The sequence below is a fragment of the Aeribacillus sp. SP014 genome, from assembly GCF_054055575.1.
Genome location: NZ_JBSRXI010000001.1, coordinates 1,407,274 through 1,429,457, shown reverse-complemented (window position 1 = coordinate 1,429,457; position 22,184 = coordinate 1,407,274). Strand labels below are relative to the sequence as shown.

Below are 22,184 nucleotides of genomic sequence, written 5' to 3'. Positions count from 1 at the left end.
TTTTTATTTTTTTGCCTGTTTCTTGATCGATTCAGCTATTTCTGGATGAGCAAAGCTGCCAACCTCATAATTTCCATTTTTATAAACAATGAACATAATATTTTTTCCTGAAGTCGATTCTGTTTCATCTTGCAAGCATTGCTCAATCAACTGTTTATCTACAATTTTGACCGTTTGCGGATCTTGTTCAATTTCTTTCAGCATATTTTTATAATCCAAATCGTGATTGATGTTATTCTCCGTTATGAGTACATATTGGACATCATCAGCTGTCACTCTTGCGTTTTTAACCGTTCCGTTATTCTTCATCCACTCATCGAACTCTTTAAAGCTTTTTTTCCATGGAATGAATAATTGCTTATTATTTTTTAGAATGATTTCAATTTCTCCCCAGTCTTTTCTTTCATCGGTCATATCTTCATATGTAAGATTCGTGATGTCATTTTTTAATGCTTTTAATGCTTTTGCTAGTTGATCAGAATTATTGGCAATATCCACTTTTTCAACATAGTAGTTTGGATAGTTAGAATGAAATACTATTTGTTCAACATCTTGATCGTTTACGTCTAGAACTTCATAGGTTGCTTTTTTATATTCCTTCGATTCATAAATCTCCTTCAAATATCGTTCGAACGATTTCCGATCAACTTCATATTGGCGGATCGATTTGCTTCCATTTTTTAAATAATAGACGATAAACAACGGTTCAGGTTCGGAAACATCTTTGGATCTATTTTCGGCAACGATTTCTGTATGCAGCTTTTGAATTGCTTCGATTATTTTCGGTTCCTTGTAAATGAATCTATTAGTCATCTTGTCATCGAAGTACCAAAAGTTGCTGAAAAATACCGACTGTATTTCTGCAACTCTCGGAACCTTTTTCTCATATCCTCCCGCACCAGAACCGGTCAAAATGAATACGAGTATCACTGCAATAAAATAAATAAACAATCCTTTTAATTTAGGCTTGATTCGCCACGTCTGCTGCAAGATCATTTCAGCTATAAAGTAACCGATAAGTGCACCTACTACATATCCAGTACAAATCCATAATAAGCTTCCTCTATAGTCAATAATGCCAAAATACATTCCGCCGAGAAGCATCGTACAAAAAGTGGCGCCATATTTAAAAACCGGTTTAAGCTTCCAGTAAATAACAGCTTGTGACACATATTCGACTGGCCGCCGTGTATACAGAAGCAAGGAAATACAGCAAAACAAGGCTGCTAGCAATAAATAAACGGCGATTTCCCACCAAGAGAAAGGCTGGAATTCGAGGGAAATCAGCCTCGTAAGCGGTGAAAAAAATTCGATCCAAAGATTATTATTCAAATAATAGCCGCTCGGAAATCCAAACAAAATGTATTGCAAATTGTACACTATAAGTTGATAAACCCCGAAAGGAAACAATAAAATAATCAATGTCAATATGGCTTGAATCGTGCTAATTCCTGTCAGCATGGCAGAGAAGGTGCCGATAGAAAACAATAATAGCGTATATGCTAAATAAGTACAAAACCATCTAACAAGGTTCAAATCACGAAAATAGCTCGACAAATCAAACACCTGTATAAAAACGGCCAATATTAGAGAAGTAATCATGACAGGTACGATTAAAAACACAACACCCGTCAGCCAATGATGCCAAAAAAGCATTTTCCGATTAATCGGAAGACTATGAAGAAAATCGCTGGATTGCTTTACATGCAGGAACCGAAACAAAAAAATGGACATAAGCACAGGTATCACGATTAACATGAATAATTGAAGTTCTTGTGCAATGGAAAACAAACTTTCATATATGTTCTCTTCATTATAATTCTCTCTCCCGGAAAACAACACCGCAATTTCCATCGGTACTGATAGAATTAGACCGATCAAAAACGCTAGTCCTACCCAACCGACAGAACGGAAATTTTGAATTAACAGCTCTTTTTTAAATAAGGATGTTTTTGATTGCATATCCTTTTTCCCCCATTTCATAAATAAAAATTTCCTCCAATGTAAGCGGGAGCAAATCGAATAAAAGAGGCTTAAAGCTTTTTATATAGCTGGAAAATTCATCAGCATTTCCTTTTACAATGAATAAATGCACGCTGCCTCTTTGTTCCTGATAGACAATTTGAAGCTGCTGCAGCATTTCCGAAGGAACGCTTCCTTGAAAGGCAATTTGCACTTTGTGTATATTCGACTTTAGGTCATCCAAATTCCGTTTTATTAGCAGTTCACCTTTATGCAAAATGCCGATATGGTCGCTTATATCCTCTACTTCCTGCAAGTTGTGGGAAGAGACGATCACAGTCATTTCTCTCGCTGCCACATCTTGGATGATTATATTTTTCATTTTTTTCCTCATGACCGGATCTAAACCGTCAAACGGCTCGTCTAAAATGAGCAGTTCAGGCATTGCGGAAAAAGCGAGCCAAAATGCCACTTGACGCTGAACTCCTTTTGACAGGCGATAAATTTTTTGCTTAAGATCTAGATCAAATACATCCTGCAATGTTTGAAATCGTTCTCTGCTGAAGGATGGATATATGTTTTCATAAAAATTCGCCATCTGTTTGATCGTATAATGAGGGAAAAAATAAGGAATATCTGTAAGGAATATGAATCTTTGCTTAATGTCTTCATTTTCAAATACAGGTTTTTTATCAATTAAAATGTCTCCCCTATCTTGTTTATACAAACCTGCGATCAGCTTCAACAACGTCGTTTTTCCAGCGCCGTTTGAACCTAGAAGCCCGAAGATGGATCCTTTTTCAATTTGTAAATCGATGTTAGATAACACAGTCGCATTTTGAAATGTTTTATATACCTTTTTGACTTCAATCATCTCTTTTTCCCCCTTGATGATCTTTGATAATTTCTTCCATGATCTGCAGGAGCTCATCAGATTGCATCCCTAAAAATAATGCTTGTTGTGCTAATTTTTGCAAATTTTCTTTAACCATTTTCAGCTCTTCCTGATTAGATGCCTCAATCTTCTCCGAAACAAAATTTCCTTTTCCCTGAATCGAGTAAATATATCCGATCCTCTCCAGCTCACGGTAAGCTTTTTGAATTGTATTTGGATTCACCGTCAATTGCTGCGCAAGCACTCTGACGGAGGGAAGTTGTTCTCCCCCTTTCAGCACTCCGCTTACAATCATCTCTTTTATTTGATCGACAAGCTGTTCATAGATCGGTTTTCGGCTTCGAAAATCTATATCAAGCATTTTCCCGCAGCCCCCACATCTGTATTAACTGTATTATAATTCTTAATACAGATAAATCATACTTTATTATGAAAAAAATGACAATACTTTCTGGAAAAATTTTTTTGCGTCAAAAAAGCACAGCTTTTTACGCTGTGAAAGACTGTTGTCCTTTTTCAAAGTTTGATTTATATGATTGTGCTATTTAAAACAGTGAGTACATCTCTTCTAAACTATTTTCTGTCTGTTTGTAACTGGCAGATGTTCAAAACTTTTATTTGTTCGCCAACCAATGGACAGACGATGAGAAGCACCGCCTTCAACCGAAAAATTGGATTATAGTTTTCAAGCTTTTCCCAGGAAATTTTTTCTTTTGAAACGAACCGTAAGATAATGATGAACTGAGTTTTCCGCATCTGCTATTTTTTAAACGATTCTTCCTGCCGATTTTCAAATGTTGGAACAAACGATAAGTACATCTTTTCCAAACTGTACCGACATTCCCAGAATGTTTCTTGTCCATTTTCGTCCATCCAGCCTGCTTCCCGATTGATTAAAGTGCACCAGAAAAGGAGTTTACTATATAAAAAAACAAATAGTAGGAGATTCAGCATGTATTTATCCTTGTTGCTCTCAAATGAGGCTTCAACAATGTGAAACCCGAAAAAAACATATTAAGATTAGTAGCACAGACCACGACCAATGTCTGTGCTGCTATTTTTTTAGTAGAAGTGGAGAAAAGGTCGTGACAGCCTAAAGAACGATAGGTTCGCATTGAAATAACTGGCCTACTTCACGGACCTTATAAGATCAGGTTTAATATGTTGAATCCATGAGATCGTGGATAAGAAAAAGGAATCGTTAACGCCAACGACGCATTGGAAACAATCATTTTGTAGAATATTACGACAAATTCAAAACGCAACCTTATAACAAATGTCATAAAGTTGCGTCCATCGCTTGTGTGAATAAGTTATTGAAGTGTCTCTTCCATCTTAATACACACATTTTAACGTACAATTACGAAATCGCATCAGCAACTTCGCAATTGTTCAGGAAAAATATAACATATTTGATCTAGTGAAAAAAACAAAAATCGTTAGATCTATTAGGCATGCGTAAATTTATTTAGGAGGAAGGGGTACCACTGCCTCCTAAATAAATCCACTGAAACAAATAGTTACGAAAAACTCTTGACTAATTGTAAGAAGGGGCTCTCCGTTGAGTTCCTAAAATGAAGGATTTTGGAGAAATACTGCTGTGAAGGACAAAAATAATCGAATAAAATTTGTAAATGGCCTTCATAGAGGCAATGAGGTCCAACAAGAAGCAATTGTATATGCTGAAAAACTTTTGAAGAACCGAATTCAGAAAGAGAGCATAAGAAAAGTCCTTCATAAGACTTCTGAAGGATATAAACAAGATTGGAAAAATGGCCTGTCCGATAAGTTCCTAAAATGAAGGGGCTTCAAAAAGTCAGTTAACTCTGACTTTTTGGGCTGCCCCCCCTGGAGGAAACGGCTCAGCTCTCTTTTTCTAGTTTTACTTCGCGATTTGATCTTTTATTGGTTCCGCTTTAAGCAGCATTTCATTTTTCTTAACATCATACAAACCAAATGGAATAAGACGAAGACCGGGCAAGAAATCACAAGTTAAAAACAATAGCGTATATAAAATGTCATGGAATGGGAATCCTCTTTGCTGCACGGCTGCTAACAGCTCATCATGATATCGAACAGCTTGATCAAATGATGAATCGTCCGTCATCATGCCGGTAAATGGAAGAGGTATTTCAACCACAATGTCCTCGCCATCAACAATGACGATTCCTCCTCCTAGTTCATGCACTCTTTTAGCCGCCTGGGCCATCGCTTTTGGATTTCTTCCGATCACAAGCAATTCTGTTGTAGTATTGTAAGTTGACGCCATCCCATCTAGATGAACGGCAAATCGTTCTAATATCGCTTTCGACACCCACTTTCCGTTCCGGTCAATTAACGATGCATACAATAAGCCTTCTTCACCGGAAATATCTGCGAATCCCTCTGCTTCTGGAAGCTTAACATCTTTTCGCTGCGTAATGACATTGCTTTTAAAATAAGCGACCGGAACAGTTTGTTCAGTACTTGAATATGGGTAACGGTACAAGTTTAAATCGTCCAAAAGTTGCTTCGAAAACGCAAATGGCTCCCGGACAACATATTGATTCCAATTTAGTTTTGGTGTCGACACAAGCAAATTTCCTTGCTCGGCTACGACTTCACCTCTTGAAATGACGATATCCGGCCGAAAATATTTCAAATCTGGAAGAAGTAAAATGTCTGCCAATTTTCCTGGAGCAATCCCGCCGATATAATCATCTAATCGCAAATAAACGGCTGCATTGATCGTAGCCATTTGCAACGCGTTTATGACCGGCACTCCTAATTCTACAGCTCTTCTGATCAATCCATCGACAAAGCCTTCTTTTTCGATAAACCCAGGGTGCGGACCGTCGGTTGTCATCGTAATTCGATGTGTACTGACTTTCCCTTCTGTAATCATTTTTATAACTTCAGGGAAATCAGGGCGAAGCGAGCTGTTGCGTAAAGTCGTCCACATTCCCAACCGCAGCCTGTCCAGCGCCTCTTTTGCCGTTATTGCTTCATGACAAGCGCTGACTCCGCTCGCAGCAATGGAAATCAATTTTTCATATGAACAGCCCGCTGTATGACCGTCCACGACTTTCCCTTTCTGTTTTGCCACTTCAATTGTATCAAGCAAAAAGGAATCAGCCTGATACAAAAGCGGCCATCTTGTGACCTCCGCTGTTCCGACAACTTCTTCTAATTCTAAAAGCTCTTGGACATCCTTTTGATTAAACCATTCCCTTTCTCCTTTGAAATTCGCTTGCGAGACAAGCCGGACAAGCCAAAGAAAATTGCCCGGAAGGTCTTTCAAGTCTTTGACCATTTTTTTAAATCCAGCAGCTCCCATATGCAAATAAAAAAACAAATTGTCATTTACCGTTGTCGTTGTTCCAAGGGGAAGAACTTTCCTAGTCATACTAACAGGATTGTAGATGACCCACGGATGTGCATGCGGTTCAATAAAACCTGGTGAAACATACATCCCTTCTGCATCAATAATTTTTGTATGTTCATCGGAAAGGACATCCCGTTCGCCGACATATGCAATGGAGTCTTGATAAACAGCGACATTTTGCTTCAACAATTCTCCTGAATAGACGTTGATCACCGTACCATTTTTGATAATTAAATCTGCGGGCCTCCGTCCTTGAGCCACTTCAATTAATTCCGATCTTGACGCTTTTTGTCTCAACAGTTTCACTCCTACTCTTTTAAAAAATGTTATGAAGAAGCCGTAGGTCATCAATCGGATGTCAAATTTTTCAGAAGGTTGATTAACTTTATGATGAAGGAAGATCAAACATATGTCTACCGTTTGATCTTCCTTGCATGAAATTATCGCAATTCTGTTTGCAAATCTTCTTTTAATTTTTTCTGAAGTTCTACTTTTTTAATTTTTCCGCTCGGCGTCATTGGCAGCTCATCGACAAAAACAACTTTATCCGGTATTTTGTAGTCAGCAATTTTTCCTTTTAAATAATTTTTCATCGATTCTTCCGTTTCCAAAGCTCCGTCTTTTAATTTTACCGCCGCACATGAAATCTCTCCTAAAACAGTGTCAGGCAGCCCGATAATGGCTACTTCTACTACATTCGGATGTTTATAAAGAATTTCTTCAACTTCTCGAGGATAAATGTTGTAGCCGCCGCGGATGATCATTTCCTTCTTCCGTCCAACGATGCGGACATAACCTTGTTCATCAAGCGTCACTAAGTCACCTGTATAAAGCCAGCCATCTTGATCAATGGCTTCTTTCGTTTTTTCAGGCATGTTAAAGTAGCCTTTCATGACATTTAACCCGCGCACAGCAAGTTCGCCAATTTCTCCAGTCGGTACAGTTTGGCGATTCACATCAACAACTTTAATTTCAACTCCTGGAATCGTTCTGCCAACCGTTTCTGAACGAATGATGTCACTGTCTGTAAAGCTTGTAATTGTCACAACTGGAGATGTTTCCGTTTGACCATAGGAAATAGTTATATTGCATCCCATCTCATTTCTAATTTTTTTCACGACTTCGACAGGGCATGGTGCTGCCGCAATAATACCTGTTCTTAACGAAGATAAGTCATAGGATTTGAATTGAGGGTGATTTAATTCCAATATAAACATTGTCGGAACTCCATGGTGTATCGTAATCTTTTCTTGTTCAATCATTTTTAATACAGCTTCCGCTTTAAATTGCTCCATAAACACCATTTTGGCACAGGCAGTCACAGCTGCCAGTATGCTTGGAACCATGCCAAACACGTGAAAGACAGGAACGACCACTAAAAATACGTCATTTTCGTCGCATTGAAGCGCCTCCACTGTACATGCGGCATTATGGACAAAATTTAAATGCGTGAGCATGGCACCTTTCGGAAGTCCTGTTGTTCCTGAAGTATATAAAATGGAAAACACATCTTCCTTCGGATCGATGGACACTTCCGGCGGCAGCTTCGACTGTCCTATTTTCAGCAAATCTTCAAAGGAATGGTGACCATCTTCTTGAAACCGCACCGTAAACACCATTTCTAAAGCGCTTTCATTACTTTCCATTAAAGATTTTACCGTATGGAAATGGCCATGCTCTTCTACCACAAAAATTGCTTTTGCACCAGAATTGGCCACTATATAAGACAATTCTTCAACACGATATCGCGTATTGCATGGAACTAATATGGCGCCTATTTTTGCAATTGCAAAATATATGGCAAGAAACTCATGCCAGTTCGGCAGGCATGCAATGATGCGGTCTCCTTTCCCTATACCGAGCTGGTGGAAAGCGGAGGCGATGGAATCGGACATTTGTTTGATATCTTTGTAAGTTAAACGTTTATAGCCATCGTAAATGAATTCTTTATCAGGATAGCGCTTATATGCTTTTTCAAACACATCATGAATGGATACGTTAAGATCCACGCTACTCTCCTCCATTACATTTTTTCAATGTTCATTTATGCGCTGAGCCATGGATTGATCTGAGCCTGTTCACCAAACCCGTCTTCTTGAAGCAATTTTTTCACCTCTTCAGGTATGGGCACTGCAAATTTTTTTCCGTTTTCTTCTTTCACCCACCCCCTGAGCTCATATCCGTGCCCGGTTCTTGTATCTTCACGATATACTTCATGCTTTAGTTTTATTGTTTTCCGGTTCACTTCCATTACTTCTGTTTTAATAGTGATAATGTCGTCATAATATAACGGCTGCTCAAACGTACAGCGGACATCAAGCAGCGGAAGAATGATGCTGTATTCTTTGATGAGTTTAGCTGGAGCAAGGCCGATACTTCTAAAAAATTGATGCCCTGCAATATCAAACCATTTAAAATAATTCGGATAGTATACAATGCCGGCTGCATCCGTATCTCCAAAGTTCACCCTGAGCTGAAATTCGTTTCTTTTCAAATGTACGTACTCCTTTCAATGCTATGTCTTAAACTATTGAGCTGAATTCGATTTTAATAATTCCCGAAGTTTAAAACGCTGAATTTTTCCTGTTGCTGTTTTCGGAAGTTCGTCAATAAATTCTATAATTCGTGGGTATTTGTAGTGGGCCAGCTGCTGCTTCACGAAGTTTTTTAATTCATCTTCCATTTCTTTGGAGGGCGTTCTATCTTTTAAAACAACATATGCTTTTGGAATGACAAGATTATTTTCATTTTGCACGCTGACAACTGCAGCTTCCAGTACATTTTCATGTTGAAGAAGGCAATTTTCGACTTCTACAGGCGATACCCAAATCCCGCCAACCTTCAGCATATCGTCGGAGCGCCCGCAATACCAAAAATATCCTTCTTCGTCTTTATAATATTTGTCACCTGTATGAAGCCATTCTCCGACAAATTTTTTCTTGTTTTGCTCATGAAGGTTCCAATATCCATGTGCGATGCTGTCTCCGCGAATCAACAAATCTCCCATTTCATTTGGAGGCAATTCCCTGCCCATTTCGTCGACAATTTTTGCTTCATAACCAGGAACGACTTTTCCAGAGCTTCCTGCCTTTACATCTCCAATCCGATTGGATAAAAATATGTGGAGAGCCTCTGTTGAACCAATTCCGTCTAAAATATCGACATTGTACATTTCTTTCCATTTGCGGTAAAATGCTTTCGGAAGCGCTTCTCCAGCTGATACACAAACTCTGAGCGAGCTCAAATCGAATTGTTTTCCCGTTCGCGACACATAATCAATCATCGCTCCATATAAAGTCGGAACCCCAAAGAAAATGGTCGGTTTGTACGTTTCAATCGCCTGAAACATTGCTTCCGGAGTTGCGCGTTCTTTCACTAATACAGTTGAAGCTCCTGCTCCTAAAGGAAAGTACATTCCTCCGCCAAGGCCATAGGCGAAAAACAGTTTAGATGCGGACAAGCATCGGTCTTCTTCACTTATATGCAATATTTTTTTCGCATATGTGCTGAAAGCATATTCCATATCATGCTGCAAATGGATGACGCCCTTTGGATTACCGGTGCTTCCGGAGCTGAACAGCCAAAAGGCCTGATCGTCCTTGTTCGTCATGGCTGCATCAAGCTTTTTGCTTGCCCTATTCATCAGTTGGAGGAAATTTAAATGTGTGCCTGATTGTTCGCTTTCACTGTCCGGAATGATAATGATATCCTTCAAAAAGCAAAACCGTTCTTTGTAAACTTCAATCTTTTCCCAAATATCTTCATGGATGATTAAGCCCTTTGCCCGGCTGTTGTTTAAAAAATATTCATAATCGGATGGCTTCATCATGGTGTTGACGGGAATGGGGACAGCACCAATTTTTATGGCGCCAAAAAATGAATAAATAAATTCGGGTGTATCGTGGCAAATCATTAAAAGGCGGTCTTCCAATTTATAACCGAGCTCACGGAGCATGTTGCCTGTTTGATTGACTTTCTCCTGCAATTCATTATAGTGTATGAGCTCATCGCGATAACAAATGGCTATTTTATCGCCCAAACCTTTCTCTACACTTTCATCAATGAACCGCACTGCCGCATTGTAAAGCAAACCTAATCCGCGGAGATCCATTTTTTCACCATCCTATATATCAATTTTTTGAATAGATGAAGCGGCATTGAAGCCGCCTGAAGAAGATATATATTCAGGAGGCTTCACAATATATATGAAAAGCTAACGTTTATATCCCTTTCCAATTTGGTTTTCTCTTTTCTAAAAATGCGCTTAATCCTTCTTTTGCATCCTCGGAGCGGAACAACAAGTTTTGCAGCTCTCCTTCGTAGCGGATGGCTACGTTCAATGGCATTTCCTTCCCGTTCATGATCGACAGCTTGATGTTGGAAACCGCATAGCTTGCGCTTTCAGCTATCCTTCTCGCATACTCGAGCGTCCGCTCTCTCGTTTCCGCCTGCGGGAACACTTTGTTGACGAGACCAATGTCCAGCGCTTCCTGCGGTGTCAGCGTTTCCCCTGTAATATTCATATCCAGCGCTCTCGAATACCCGATCAACCGCGCGAGCCGCTGCGTTCCTCCCGTTCCAGCCAGCACCCCAAGCGATACTTCCGGCAAGCCGATTTTTCCTGCTTCATCTCCCATGAATCGCAGATCGCAGCCTAGCGCCATTTCCAATCCTCCGCCGACTGTATGCCCTTCCAAACAGGCGATATATACTTGCGGCGAACGGGCGATTTTATCCAGCGTTTCATTACAGAACAGGCAAAATTGTGTTTTTATAGCGCGGATCCGCTGCTTTTAAGAAATTGATATCCGCTCCTGCCGAGAAAAATTTCGGCACATCGCTCATCAGCACGACCACTTTTATGTTTGGATCGAAGCGAAGCTCATCGATCGCTGCGTTGAATTCTTGGTAAAACTCCAGTCCATAGGCATTCGTTTTATTGATGTGAAGATGGATTTCCGCCACTCCGCTGTTTTTGACCACCGTTAAATTTTTGTTAGCAGTTGTTTCAACTGTCATCATTATTCTCCTTCCATTGTTCATTTATTATTTGAAAAATCAGGTTTGCGTTTTTCTTGAAAAGCCGCCAATCCTTCTAAACGATCCGGATGATAAATCGTTTTTTGATAACAATCCCATTCCGCTATCAGACCCTTTTCCATTAGTTCTCGAGCAAAACTGTCGACAGCCTGCTTCGCTAAACGGACAGAATAAATTGAATTTTCCGAGATTTTTTCCGCTATGTTAAGCGCTTTCAATTCTGCCTCGCCAGCTTCACAAATATATTCGACAAGTCCTATTTCATAAGCTTTTTCGCCATTTATTTTTTCAGCTGTAAAAATAAGCTGCTTGGCCCTGCCGATTCCTACTAATTGCGCCAGCCGTTGAGTGCCGCCGGCTCCCGGGATTATTCCCCAAGAAACTTCCGTCAACCCGATGAGCGCCCCTTTTTCCATGACACGAATGTCACAGGCAAGAGCAAGTTCACATCCCCCTCCAAGAGCCAATCCTTTTACAGCCGCAATCGTCGGCATTGGCAAAGATGAGATATTTGTAAATGTTTTCCTGAGCAATGCGACATATTCTTCCACTTCTCGTTCGCTCATGGACTGCCTTTCTTTTAAATCCGCCCCTGCACAAAACGCTTTGCTTTCACCTCCCGTAAAAATAACTGCGCTTACATTCGAATGATCTTTTATCGTGTTTATCGCATAAGAAAGATCTTTTACTAAAAATTTGCTTAATGCGTTGGCACGTTTTGCGTTATTTAATTGAATGATAGCCACTTTGTTTTGAATTTCTAAAAGAACGCCTGATTCTGACATGAGCATCACTCACTTTGCTTGAACAAGCTGTTCCGCATTTAATTGCTGCAGCCGTTTTTCAAATTTTTCCGTGAACGAAGGAGTTTCCGGGAAATAACCTTCCTTTTTCAATTCTTCACTTTTTTCAACTTTTGCAAGCCAAGCCTTTGCTTCCTCTGCAGCCTCCCTTAATGCTTCTTGAAATCTGTAGGGGACAGCTCCTTGATCAAGAAGAAGTTGTTTTGCCCAATTTTCTGCATAGATGATATGATCGTGTTGTTCGCGGACAAGCTTTTGAATCCGTGAAGCAACCTTGGAATGACTTGTTTTTAACACCGTTTGAAAGACGATATCGATTGCGGCATTGATTGCATATAGCGAAGCAATGAGAGAAATCCAGTTTTGAACGTTTACAGCTGTTTGAAAAGCTTTTCCTGTTTGTGCTTGAATGTCAGGCTTTTTGCCTTTTACCCCTTTTAAATCAAAACACCAATTGTACAAAAGTCTTGCATGCCCCAGTTCTCCTTGAGCCATAGCTATAGCAGACAAGGTCGCTTCCAAATTTGGACCGCTTACACCAACTTCCACTAAACGGTCGCCAAGCACATATTTGTTATCCGCTATTGTCTCCAGCAATTCAATCAAAGAATGCGTTCCTTGTTCCATTACGCTCACAATGCTTCAGCTCCTTTCTCTGAAAATAGCCAATCAGGTTTTTTCACCCAATTCAGCTTGTTTCGTTCCACGACAACCATTTCGGTCCAATCCTCTTCGTCGTACGTAAACGTTGCATACACTTTTGCCAGCTCGCTGTTTTCTGCTTCTACCGTGCCTATATGCATTAAGTTGTCTCCCCGATTAATGCGGGCAAAAATATCATAGGTTATTTTTTCTGCGATCATTTTGCACTTACACCCCAATACTTTAATTTTTCCCTTCCCTCTGGGCTAAGACGGTCGACCGTCCATGGAGGATCCCATACGACATTTATGTGTACTTCCTTTACTTCTTCTTCTGCAAGAAGCCGATTTTTTATATCGCTTTCAATCCATTCCATGCAGGCGCAGGAAACGGCTGTGTATGTCATCGTCACATGCACTTCCCCGTCATTCATTTGAATGTCGTAAATGAGCCCCATATCGACAACGCTTATTGGGAATTCAGGATCCATCACCTCTTTCAGCGCCTCCCAATATTTTTTCGTATCCACAGCTTGTTTTTGCATCATACCACCTCTTTTCTCAGCTGTTCTAATTCTTTTGCCCCTTTTTGAATTCTTCCTACAAACCTTTCATTTTGCGGCCCTCTTTGTTTAAATCGTTTAATGACGTTTTCCCATGTGTCCGGCTGGTCGAACAGCCATTTTTTATTGACTGGATCAAATTTACAAGGGAATGGGACATCGAGCACATATTTTCCTTGTTCTTCATCATAATGAGCTGGAACTTTTACTCCAATTGATTCACAGAATGGAACTGCTGTCGACAGCCATTTTTGACGGAGCTCATCGTTTGTTCTTCCTTTTAAGCGGTATTCAAGCTGTGCGGATCTGGATTTTAAACGGTCTTCTACACCAAAAAATTCAAGCGCCATTAAAAACATCCAATCAACCGCTTTTTGAACTTCCTCTTGCAATTTCGGATCATTCATGGCTGTTCTCATAATGATTTCACCATTTCTAAGATGGAACAATTCTTCTTTATCAACTTTCACTAATGCGCGTTTCCATGGCCCGTAAGATGTATGCTCAAACGCATCCCCAAGCAGTGTGTAGCCGGCGCGGTCAAAGAACGCATTAAACACTCCAAGCTCAATCCAATTTGACAGTTCAAAGTCAAAGGCATAAGGGTTTTTCCATTTATTTGGGGCTCGATTGTACAATAATTCGTCTGTATCTTCGCCCAAATCTTTCAGTAGCCTGAAAGCAATATGTGCATGACCGATTTCATCCTGCATAATGGCGAGTGCTGTAATTTTGTTATTTAAAGTGGGCGCTTGATCATAAACAGTAAGGAGCGGCGGCACACTTAACAATTCTGTATCTCCGACAATAATCAACGTCTGTTTTAATGCCTTTAAATATTCCTCATTCATGTCACCGACGCCTTCAACAATAAAACCGTTTTGAATTTTTTCTTTTAAAAGGGCTGCCTGATCCATTTTTTCACCTCTTTTATATTACGTTTTTATTTATTTCGTCTGTTTAACATAATATTATTTTACAACCGCCTCTTTTGTCAAGAAAAAATAGAAAAATCAAATTTTTTTGTTAATTTAAAAAATAAAAGGTTTTTCTCCTTCCTTTCGTTCTTGCCGTTTTTACGACCGCAAAAAAAGCGCATAGCTTTTTGCTATGCACTTATCCATTATTTATTTTGTTTATAAAAGACAATATCGTTACGATTCTCTTTTTTAATTTGCCCTGTGAAAACTAAATACTCCAAGTGCGACAAAGTTTCTGCGATCGCAAACCGCCATTGATGCGAATTCAAGCTTTTGTGCTGAAATAAATCTTGGGCAATATCATAGGCGGTACGGCCATCCTTCGCAAGTCGAAATATTTGATCCAAGCGCTTTTGATGATGATGGATGATTTCTGATATTCTGTCGTCAACTCGTTCGATCAATGCCCCATGGGCAGGAAGCGCCAGGTCTACCTTCAATTGCTGTATTTTTTCAAGCGAAGATATGTAGTTTCCAAGCGGATTTTTGCTTGAACCGGGCCATATGCTAATGTTCGGAGTAATTTTATCCAAAATATGATCGGCTGCAAGCAGCAGTCTTTCTTCTCTTTGATAAAAGCAAATGTGTCCATCGCTGTGACCAGGTGTCGGTATAACTTCCCATTTTCTTTCGCCTAGAATGACCTCGTCATCCTCTAGAATCGTCAATTCCGGAAACGTTACATGCTTTGCCAAACTTCTCATACTTTCTTCAATTTCATCCGCAAGATCTTCCGGTGTACCGTTTTTTCTGCACATTTCACCAATTTGCTCCGCCTGGCTGCTGTTTTTTCCCCAAACACGCTGCGCCATGGCAAAATCTTCTTTGCTTATATAAGCTTTTGCCCCTGTTCTTTCCTGCATCCACCCTGCCAACCCGAAGTGATCAGGATGAAAATGAGTGAAATAAATCGAATGAATCTGTTCATAACGAACATTCATTTGTTTCAATACTTGCTTCCAAGCTTCAATCGCTTCGGTATTATGAAATCCTGCATCAACAAGGCTCCATCCGTCTGCACCGCGCACCATATAACAATAGATGTATTTCATCGGAAAAGGGATTGGAACCGGAATGCGATATATATTTTTCCCGATTTGTTCAATATTGACCACCATTATGCACCTACTTGCTTTTATTTTAAACAATGTCCATAAAAGGGTTGATCGCTCTGTCCCGATTCGCTTCCAATTCACAATCGGGAGCTTTTTCAAATAAAGTTTCAAAATATCGAATAGCAGGTACAGACAAAAGCTGATGTACATTGAAAAACAGCTCTCTAGCTTTTAAGCCGCTCCAGTCAGCAGGCAGCAGGTCGTTCGGAAACCCCGGGTCGATAAAGAAAAAGCTGCGATATTCATGAACAAGCTTCGTTCTCTCAATAAAACATTCTTGATCTGATAATTCATTATTCCAAATGCGTTCCTTAAAATCATCATACTTTTGCCGGTATTGATCAATGAATGATTCATACTCTTTGGCAATTTCGTCAAAATTCCATCCTCTATGAATCAACTCATGATTATCATGGGATACTACTGAACTGGAAGTAAATAAAATCACATACGGCTCGAGATGGTAATCTTTTATAAACTCCATCACCCGATCTTCAATAGGGTTTGGACTTGCCCACGTACCGTGCGAAATCAAGCCGAATCCCATGAGGCTCAGCTCTTTTCGAATTTGATTGCGAAGCTCCCTTTTTTCTTCCGGGACCGAATAGGTCAAAATTCTCCAATTCCCATCCCATTTGTAATTTCTCATTGAATAAACGCGGGCAAACCCGTCCATCATCGTTCTCTTCCCTTTATTTGTAAGAGAATAATAGCTTTTATTGCCAATTTTGCGAACTTTAAAAAAGCCTTGCTGAACCATTCTTAACGTGGCTCCCCGTATCGAAGATTCAGAAATGCCGAAATGGGACATCATTTGAATTAAGCTGCCAATCCAAACTTCTGTGCTGTAATGCTGAATGTACTCACCGAATAGTGTAAACATTAATGATCTTGGCTTCATTTTCTTACACCCGTCTTTTTCCTGAATTTTGCTTTTATTTTTATTATGCTGGATGGAATTCCATTTTTACAAGTTTTTTCTTCAAGATAGGGAGCCTTTTAATCTATTTTTTTATAAGTCTGAAGCTGTTTAAATCGACTCTGCCGATCAGAAAAAAAACTGCCTCCTCCTTGAGGAAGGCATATGACTTGTCTTTAAATTTCCGCATTATTTTCTGGCTGAAAAAATACCGGCCGTTTATGGCCGATATGCTTCGTCCTTCTTTTTTATATCCCTTTCCAATTTGGTTTTCTCTTTTCTAAAAATGCACTTAATCCTTCTTTTGCATCCTCGGAGCGGAACAACAAGTTTTGCAGCTCTCCTTCGTAGCGGATGGCTACGTTCAATGGCATTTCCTTCCCGTTCATGATCGACAGCTTGATGTTGGAAACCGCATAGCTTGCGCTTTCAGCTATCTTTCTCGCATACTCGAGCGTCCGCTCTCTCGTTTCCGCCTGCGGGAACACTTTGTTGACGAGACCAATGTCCAGCGCTTCCTGCGGTGTCAGCGTTTCCCCAGTTATGTTCATATCCAGCGCTCTCGAATACCCGATCAACCGCGCGAGCCGCTGCGTTCCTCCCGTTCCAGCCAGCACCCCAAGCGATACTTCCGGCAAGCCGATTTTTCCTGCTTCATCTCCCATGAATCGCAGATCGCAGCCTAGCGCCATTTCCAATCCTCCGCCGACTGTATGCCCTTCCAAACAGGCGATATATACTTGCGGCGAACGGGCGATTTTATCCAGCGTTTCATTACAGAACAGGCAAAACTGTGTTTTATAGCGCGGATCCGCTGCTTTTAAGAAATTGATATCCGCTCCTGCCGAGAAAAATTTCGGCACATCACTCATCAGCACGACCACTTTTATGTTTGGATCGAAGCGAAGCTCATCGATCGCTGCGTTGAATTCTTGGTAAAACTCCAGCCCATAGGCATTCGTTTTATTGATGTGAAGATGGATTTCCGCCACTCCGCTGTTTTTGACCACCGTTAAATTTTTCTTTTCTATTGCTACTGTATCTGACATTGCAATTCCTCCTTTATTTATACGTTTAATATTTTATCGTTTCATAAACATAATATACTAAATATTCTAATAATTCAATAGAAATTATATTTTTTTTAAACGATCTTTTTTTATACATATAATTAGAGTCCAAAGAGATTTAATGGTTTGCTGCCGATATAAGAAACGACGCTTTTCGTTTCCGTGTACAAATTCAATGTTTCCAATGCCAGCTCCCGGCCAAATCCCGATTGCTTATAGCCTCCAAAAGGTGTTCCAGGAAATGCAGAAATTGGCGAATTCACCATAACAATGCCTGCCTTTATTTGTGCCGCAACACGGTGTGCCTTTCCATGATCGTTCGTCCATATAGCCGAACCTAATCCAAAAATGGAATCATTTGCTTGTCGGATCACATCTTGCTCGTCGCTGAATTTCATAACAACTACGACAGGCCCAAAAATTTCCTCTTGTGCAACTCTCATATCATTTGTGACATCCCCGATAACCGTCGGCAAATACCAATACCCTTTTTCATACTCTCCGCCTTCCGGTATTTTGCCGCCGTATAAAATTTTTCCGCCCTCTTCCACCGCTAATTTCACGTAATGATCAATTGTTTGCTGATGACTTTTGGAAATGACGGCCCCCATATGCACGCCTTCATCAAACGGATTTCCTACTCGTATACGGGAAGCTTTTTCGAGAAATTTTTCCATAAATTCATCATAAATGTTTTCATGAACAAACAAGCGGGATCTTGCTTCACAAGATTGTCCTGTGTTGTAAAAAATTCCATAAAGCGAACCGTTTACGGCTCCTTCCAGATCACAATCGTCAAAAACGATGTTCGGCGATTTTCCTCCTAATTCCAAAGTTACCCGTTTTAACGTTTCAGAAGCGCGCTTCATAATGTCCTTTCCGGTTTCCGTTTCGCCTGTAAACGCAACTTTGTCGATTCCAGGATGCTCCGTCATATATGGTCCGATTTCAGACCCGCTGCCTGTAATAACGTTCAGGACTCCTGCCGGAACACCTGCTTCATGGCATATTTCCGCAAGCATATAGGCTGTAATTGGAGTGTAGCTAGCAGGCTTCAAGACAACAGTGCAGCCGGCAGCCAATGCAGGCGCCACTTTCCAAGCGGCCATCATGAGCGGATAATTCCAAGGAATAATTTGACCGCATACCCCGACCGGCTCTTTAAGAGTATAGTTAAAAAAGCCGTTTGGAACTTGATTGACATCACCTTGGAGAGTTAAGCATGCAGCGGCATAAAATTCAAAATCTTCAATCGCCTGCATAATTTGACCCTTGGCAGCAGCAACGGTCTTTCCGCTGTTTAATACTTCAACGCGAACCAATTCTTCAAATCGTTCTCTCATCATTTCCGCTATACGGTTTAACAGGCGAGCTCTTTTCGCTGCCGTCATTCTCGGCCATTTGCCCGACTCAAATGCAGCACGGGCTGCCTCCACCGCTTTGTCAACGTCCTTCTTTGTTGCTTTGGCTACCGTTGCTATGACTTCGCCGGTTGCAGGATTATGCGTTTCGAATACTTCTCCGTTTGAACTGTCTACATATTGTCCATTAATAAAAAGCTGATAGTGTTTTTTCATATTTTTTCATTCCTTTCTATATTTTTTCGACAATCGTGGCGATTCCTTGCCCGACGCCTATGCACATCGTCGCGAGTCCATATCTAACGTCTCTCCTTTTCATTTCATGAACGAGAGTGGTAACAATTCTCGCCCCGCTGCAGCCGAGAGGATGACCTAAAGCAATTGCTCCACCGTTGACATTCACCTTTTCCATATCAAATCCCAGCTCCTTAATGCAGGCAATGGATTGGGATGCGAATGCTTCATTAATCTCGATTAAATCCAGTTGGCTGATAGATAAACCAGTTCTTTGCAGCACTTTTTTCGTTGCTGGAATCGGGCCAATCCCCATATAAGATGGATTCACCCCAGCGACAGCGGAGCCGACAATCCGTGCCAGCGGCTTAAAGCCAAGTCTTTCTGCTATCGATCTCTCCATGATTAAAAGTGCGGAAGCGCCGTCATTGATTCCAGAGGAATTTCCAGCGGTCACTGTTCCGTCTTGAACAAAAGCAGGCTTTAATTTATTCAGCTTTTCCAAAGTCGTATCAGGCCTCGGATGCTCATCTGCATCTACTATCGTTTCTTCCCCTTTTTTCCCTGTTATTGTCACCGGAACAATTTCATCTTGAAAACGCCCTTCTTGTATAGCTTTTCCGGCTTTTTTATGGCTTTCCAACGCAAATTCATCTTGCTCCTGCCTCGAAATTTGATAGCGCGCAGCTACATTTTCAGCCGTCTCGCCAAGACTGATCGGCGGATACATTTCCGCTAATTTATCATTGACAAGCCGCCAGCCGAGAGTTGTATCATAAAAAGTTGGCGTGTCCCTCATTCCAGAAAGCTGCGGCTTCATCATGACATATGGAGCTCTTGTCATGCTTTCGGTTCCGCCTGCAATATAGACGTCTCCCAATCCGCCTTGAATCGCCAGCGCTGCTTGATTAATTGCTTCCAGACCCGATCCGCATAAACGGTTGACGGTCACGCCTGGAACCGTTTCAGGCAAACCCGCAAGAAGCACGGCCATTCTTGCCACATTGCGATTATCTTCTCCGGCTTGATTAGCGCAGCCAAAAATTACATCCTCCACATCGGAAGGATCAATCGGATTTCGCTTGAGCAGCTCTCTTACGACGTGAGCTGCCAAATCGTCCGGGCGGACCTCTCTTAATGCCCCGTTGAACCTGCCGATCGGGGTTCGGACAGCATCAACAATCACAGCTTCTTTCATTTTCTTACCCCCATTTTGACCGTTTTTTCAGGCATTTTCATTCATTTTGAACCTTTCCCGAAGCTACCATCATCAACTGGAATTTTTAATCATATTGATAAAAGCCTCTTCCCGTTTTCTTTCCGAACCATTTGGCATACACCATCTTTTTGATAAATGGAGCAGGCCGGTAGCGGTCCTCCCCCGTTTCTTTAAACAGTCCGGCTAAAACAGCATAAACATCATCAATACCGATATGATCCGCCCAGCGAAGGGGGCCCATCGGGTAATTCGTTCCTTTCATCATTGCTTTGTCTATGTCCTCTGCACTTGCAACACCTTCTGTTAAAGCAAAAGCAGCTTCATTAATAATTAATGATAAAATTCTAGGAAATACTAATCCTACACCGTCTTCCACTACTTCGACCTCTTTTCCAACTTCTTCAAAAAACTGCTTAGCTTTCTCAACATTTTCTTTTTCGGTTTGCAAAGCCGGTGCAAGTTCGACAAGTTCACAATCTTCCCAAGGGAAAAATGCGGCAAATCCGACTAATCGTTCAGGATATTGGAGCCAAGAAGCGGTTTCTGTTGCTGTTACACCAAGACATGTAGACAAAATGACCGTTTCCTTTGGCAATGTTTTTTCGATTTCGACCAATAGTTTTTTCTTTTGGTCGATGTCGAGATTTGTCGTTTCGATCACAATATCAAAATTTGAATGAACAGCCGATTGATCTTCGAGCTGATGGCCTGTTTCGCGCAATTGCGCTATGATCGAATCGGCTAAAGAGCCTTCTCCAGCTACTTTTACAGTGAATGATTTAGTTTTCATAGCGATAATATCCTTCACCGGCCTTTCTGCCAAGCTTACCTGACTGAACCATGCGCTGCTGCAAATAATGCGGACGAAATCTTTCCTCTCCGAAAAAACTATTGTAGACGATTTCCGTTGTGGAAAAATTCACATCAATACCAATTAAATCTTGCAGTTCAAAAGGACCCATCTTAAAACGTCCAGCCTTTTTCATGATCCTGTCAATCTGTTCGGGCTTCGCCAAACGTTCACCTGCAATTTTCAATGCTTCATTGTAAAAAGGACGGGCAATTCTGTTTACAATAAATCCCGGTGTGTCTTCGCAAACAACCGGATCTTTATGAAGAGAAGAGACAAATTGTGCAAGCTTTTTCAACGTGTCCTCAGATGTTTTCACCCCTCTTACGACTTCTACTAAAGGCATTAGCGGAACCGGATTAAAAAAATGAAGACCTGCCACTCTTTCCCCTGTTTTGGTAACGCTTGCAATTTCAGTGACAGAAAACGATGATGTGTTGGTGGTTAAAATGGTTTGTTCTGTACAATGTTCATCCAGCGCTTGGAAAATTTCTTTTTTAATATTGATTTTTTCCGGAACTGCTTCAATCACAAGATCACACGCTTTCATCAGCGATAAATCGGAGCAAGTCTCAATTCGTGATATTGAATCTTGAAACGTTTGTTCCTCCATTTTTCCCTTTTCTACTAATCTGTTAAGGCGTTTTTTAATTTGAGTAAATGCTTTCTGAACGATCGCATCATTTAAATCATAAAGCAATACACGAAATCCATGCTGCACACACGTTTGGGCAATGCCAGAGCCCATCGTTCCGCTTCCTACAACTCCAACCGTTTGGATCGTCAAACAGACTACACCCCCTTGTTCAAATCATTTTGCCATCTTATAAATTCAAAAACGCTTTTACATTGGTTGCAGTAATATTGAGAAACGAGCTGAGCAGTGCCGAAAACAGCTATTTTCTTAACATTTGTAGAATCGCAAAAGGAACAGTGCACCACATATTTGTCGGACACCGGTGTCACCTCTCTGTTATATTACGTTTTTTTTACTATCGTTTATTTAACAAAATATTAATAAAAACAACAGGTTCTGTCAACGAAAAAATTAAAATGTTATTTATTTTCTGGAAATTAAAATTAAAACGGTGGTGTCCAGAAAATCAAATCCCCATTAAAAACAAAAAATCATAAACATCGATATATCAACGTTTCTAAAACATTAAAG

General features: G+C 40.7%; 20 protein-coding genes and 2 pseudogenes. 1 reads left to right on the top strand and 21 read right to left on the bottom strand.

The features are described 5' to 3' along the window. Positions 1-3: 3 nt before the first annotated feature. The 3 genes from ACVIJU_RS07075 to ACVIJU_RS07065 are packed head-to-tail and all read right to left on the bottom strand — an operon-like array spanning position 4 to position 3,218. On the bottom strand, positions 4-1,962 hold the full coding sequence (locus ACVIJU_RS07075; protein WP_144598243.1) for a DUF6449 domain-containing protein: 1,959 nt from the start codon (positions 1,960-1,962) through the stop codon (positions 4-6). After that, entirely contained in the window at positions 1,937-2,836 is a 900-nt protein-coding gene (locus ACVIJU_RS07070) for an ABC transporter ATP-binding protein (RefSeq protein WP_456687424.1), read from the bottom strand. The genes ACVIJU_RS07075 and ACVIJU_RS07070 overlap by 26 nt, the downstream gene beginning before the upstream one ends. Next, a complete protein-coding gene (locus ACVIJU_RS07065; protein ID WP_063389422.1) occupies positions 2,829-3,218 on the bottom strand; it encodes a GntR family transcriptional regulator in 390 nt (129 codons plus the stop codon). Before ACVIJU_RS07065 ends, ACVIJU_RS07070 begins: the two co-directional genes overlap by 8 nt. Before the next feature lie 844 nt (positions 3,219-4,062). On the opposite strand from ACVIJU_RS07065, the pseudogene ACVIJU_RS07060 reads away from it, so the two are divergent. Then, a pseudogene (locus ACVIJU_RS07060) lies at positions 4,063-4,278 on the top strand (hypothetical protein); the annotation flags it as partial. A 461-nt stretch (positions 4,279-4,739) separates the two neighbouring features. Here the strand turns inward: ACVIJU_RS07060 and ACVIJU_RS07055 are convergent. The 18 genes and pseudogenes from ACVIJU_RS07055 to ACVIJU_RS06970 all read right to left on the bottom strand — a co-directional run bounded on the left by ACVIJU_RS07055 (position 4,740) and on the right by ACVIJU_RS06970 (position 21,973). Beyond that, a complete protein-coding gene (locus ACVIJU_RS07055; protein ID WP_066251041.1) occupies positions 4,740-6,518 on the bottom strand; it encodes an adenine deaminase C-terminal domain-containing protein in 1,779 nt (592 codons plus the stop codon). Positions 6,519-6,661: 143 nt separating this feature from the next. Continuing rightward, complete coding sequence (locus ACVIJU_RS07050) at positions 6,662-8,230, bottom strand: long-chain-fatty-acid--CoA ligase (RefSeq protein WP_261308795.1); 1,569 nt, start codon at positions 8,228-8,230, stop codon at positions 6,662-6,664. A gap of 35 nt (positions 8,231-8,265) precedes the next feature. Beyond that, the gene (locus ACVIJU_RS07045; protein WP_063389426.1) at positions 8,266-8,715 is read right to left on the bottom strand and encodes an acyl-CoA thioesterase; all 450 of its coding nucleotides are present in this window, start codon (positions 8,713-8,715) and stop codon (positions 8,266-8,268) included. A gap of 33 nt (positions 8,716-8,748) precedes the next feature. Then, the gene (locus ACVIJU_RS07040; RefSeq protein WP_117017219.1) at positions 8,749-10,332 is read right to left on the bottom strand and encodes a benzoate-CoA ligase family protein; all 1,584 of its coding nucleotides are present in this window, start codon (positions 10,330-10,332) and stop codon (positions 8,749-8,751) included. A gap of 109 nt (positions 10,333-10,441) precedes the next feature. Further along, positions 10,442-11,243: pseudogene (locus tag ACVIJU_RS07035) on the bottom strand (enoyl-CoA hydratase/isomerase family protein). Positions 11,244-11,260: 17 nt separating this feature from the next. Further along, positions 11,261-12,046: an enoyl-CoA hydratase-related protein gene (locus ACVIJU_RS07030; RefSeq protein ID WP_117017581.1), complete on the bottom strand. Its 786-nt coding sequence runs from the start codon at positions 12,044-12,046 to the stop codon at positions 11,261-11,263. Positions 12,047-12,055: 9 nt separating this feature from the next. Continuing rightward, positions 12,056-12,700, bottom strand: a complete 645-nt coding sequence (locus ACVIJU_RS07025) for a Phenylacetic acid catabolic protein (protein ID WP_395994395.1) — start codon at positions 12,698-12,700, stop codon at positions 12,056-12,058. Next, positions 12,697-12,927 (bottom strand): hypothetical protein, encoded by a 231-nt coding sequence (locus ACVIJU_RS07020; protein WP_063388948.1) that lies wholly within the window; start codon positions 12,925-12,927, stop codon positions 12,697-12,699. Before ACVIJU_RS07020 ends, ACVIJU_RS07025 begins: the two co-directional genes overlap by 4 nt. Beyond that, positions 12,924-13,250, bottom strand: coding sequence for a metal-sulfur cluster assembly factor (locus tag ACVIJU_RS07015; protein WP_066251029.1), 327 nt, complete (start codon positions 13,248-13,250; stop codon positions 12,924-12,926). Before ACVIJU_RS07015 ends, ACVIJU_RS07020 begins: the two co-directional genes overlap by 4 nt. Continuing rightward, a complete protein-coding gene (locus tag ACVIJU_RS07010) occupies positions 13,250-14,185 on the bottom strand; it encodes a Phenylacetic acid catabolic protein (RefSeq protein ID WP_066251026.1) in 936 nt (311 codons plus the stop codon). Before ACVIJU_RS07010 ends, ACVIJU_RS07015 begins: the two co-directional genes overlap by 1 nt. 206 nt (positions 14,186-14,391) lie before the next feature. Next, positions 14,392-15,366, bottom strand: coding sequence for an MBL fold metallo-hydrolase (locus tag ACVIJU_RS07005; RefSeq protein ID WP_345994138.1), 975 nt, complete (start codon positions 15,364-15,366; stop codon positions 14,392-14,394). A gap of 22 nt (positions 15,367-15,388) precedes the next feature. Beyond that, positions 15,389-16,264: a PaaX family transcriptional regulator gene (locus ACVIJU_RS07000; protein WP_066251023.1), complete on the bottom strand. Its 876-nt coding sequence runs from the start codon at positions 16,262-16,264 to the stop codon at positions 15,389-15,391. Between the two features lie 266 nt (positions 16,265-16,530). Then, positions 16,531-17,331, bottom strand: a complete 801-nt coding sequence (locus ACVIJU_RS06995; RefSeq protein WP_339199470.1) for an enoyl-CoA hydratase/isomerase family protein — start codon at positions 17,329-17,331, stop codon at positions 16,531-16,533. A 122-nt stretch (positions 17,332-17,453) separates the two neighbouring features. Then, the gene (locus tag ACVIJU_RS06990) at positions 17,454-18,929 is read right to left on the bottom strand and encodes an aldehyde dehydrogenase family protein (protein WP_117017466.1); all 1,476 of its coding nucleotides are present in this window, start codon (positions 18,927-18,929) and stop codon (positions 17,454-17,456) included. A gap of 16 nt (positions 18,930-18,945) precedes the next feature. Then, the gene (locus ACVIJU_RS06985; RefSeq protein ID WP_063389429.1) at positions 18,946-20,145 is read right to left on the bottom strand and encodes a thiolase family protein; all 1,200 of its coding nucleotides are present in this window, start codon (positions 20,143-20,145) and stop codon (positions 18,946-18,948) included. Positions 20,146-20,230: 85 nt separating this feature from the next. After that, positions 20,231-20,956 (bottom strand): 3-hydroxyacyl-CoA dehydrogenase family protein, encoded by a 726-nt coding sequence (locus ACVIJU_RS06980; protein WP_094245471.1) that lies wholly within the window; start codon positions 20,954-20,956, stop codon positions 20,231-20,233. Beyond that, positions 20,946-21,803: a 3-hydroxyacyl-CoA dehydrogenase NAD-binding domain-containing protein gene (locus ACVIJU_RS06975; protein WP_117017465.1), complete on the bottom strand. Its 858-nt coding sequence runs from the start codon at positions 21,801-21,803 to the stop codon at positions 20,946-20,948. The genes ACVIJU_RS06980 and ACVIJU_RS06975 overlap by 11 nt, the downstream gene beginning before the upstream one ends. A gap of 5 nt (positions 21,804-21,808) precedes the next feature. Further along, positions 21,809-21,973 carry a PaaD-like zinc ribbon domain-containing protein gene (locus ACVIJU_RS06970; protein WP_420534690.1) on the bottom strand — a complete coding sequence of 55 codons (165 nt, stop codon included), beginning with the start codon at positions 21,971-21,973 and terminating at the stop codon, positions 21,809-21,811. Between the last annotated feature and the right edge of the window lie 211 nt (positions 21,974-22,184).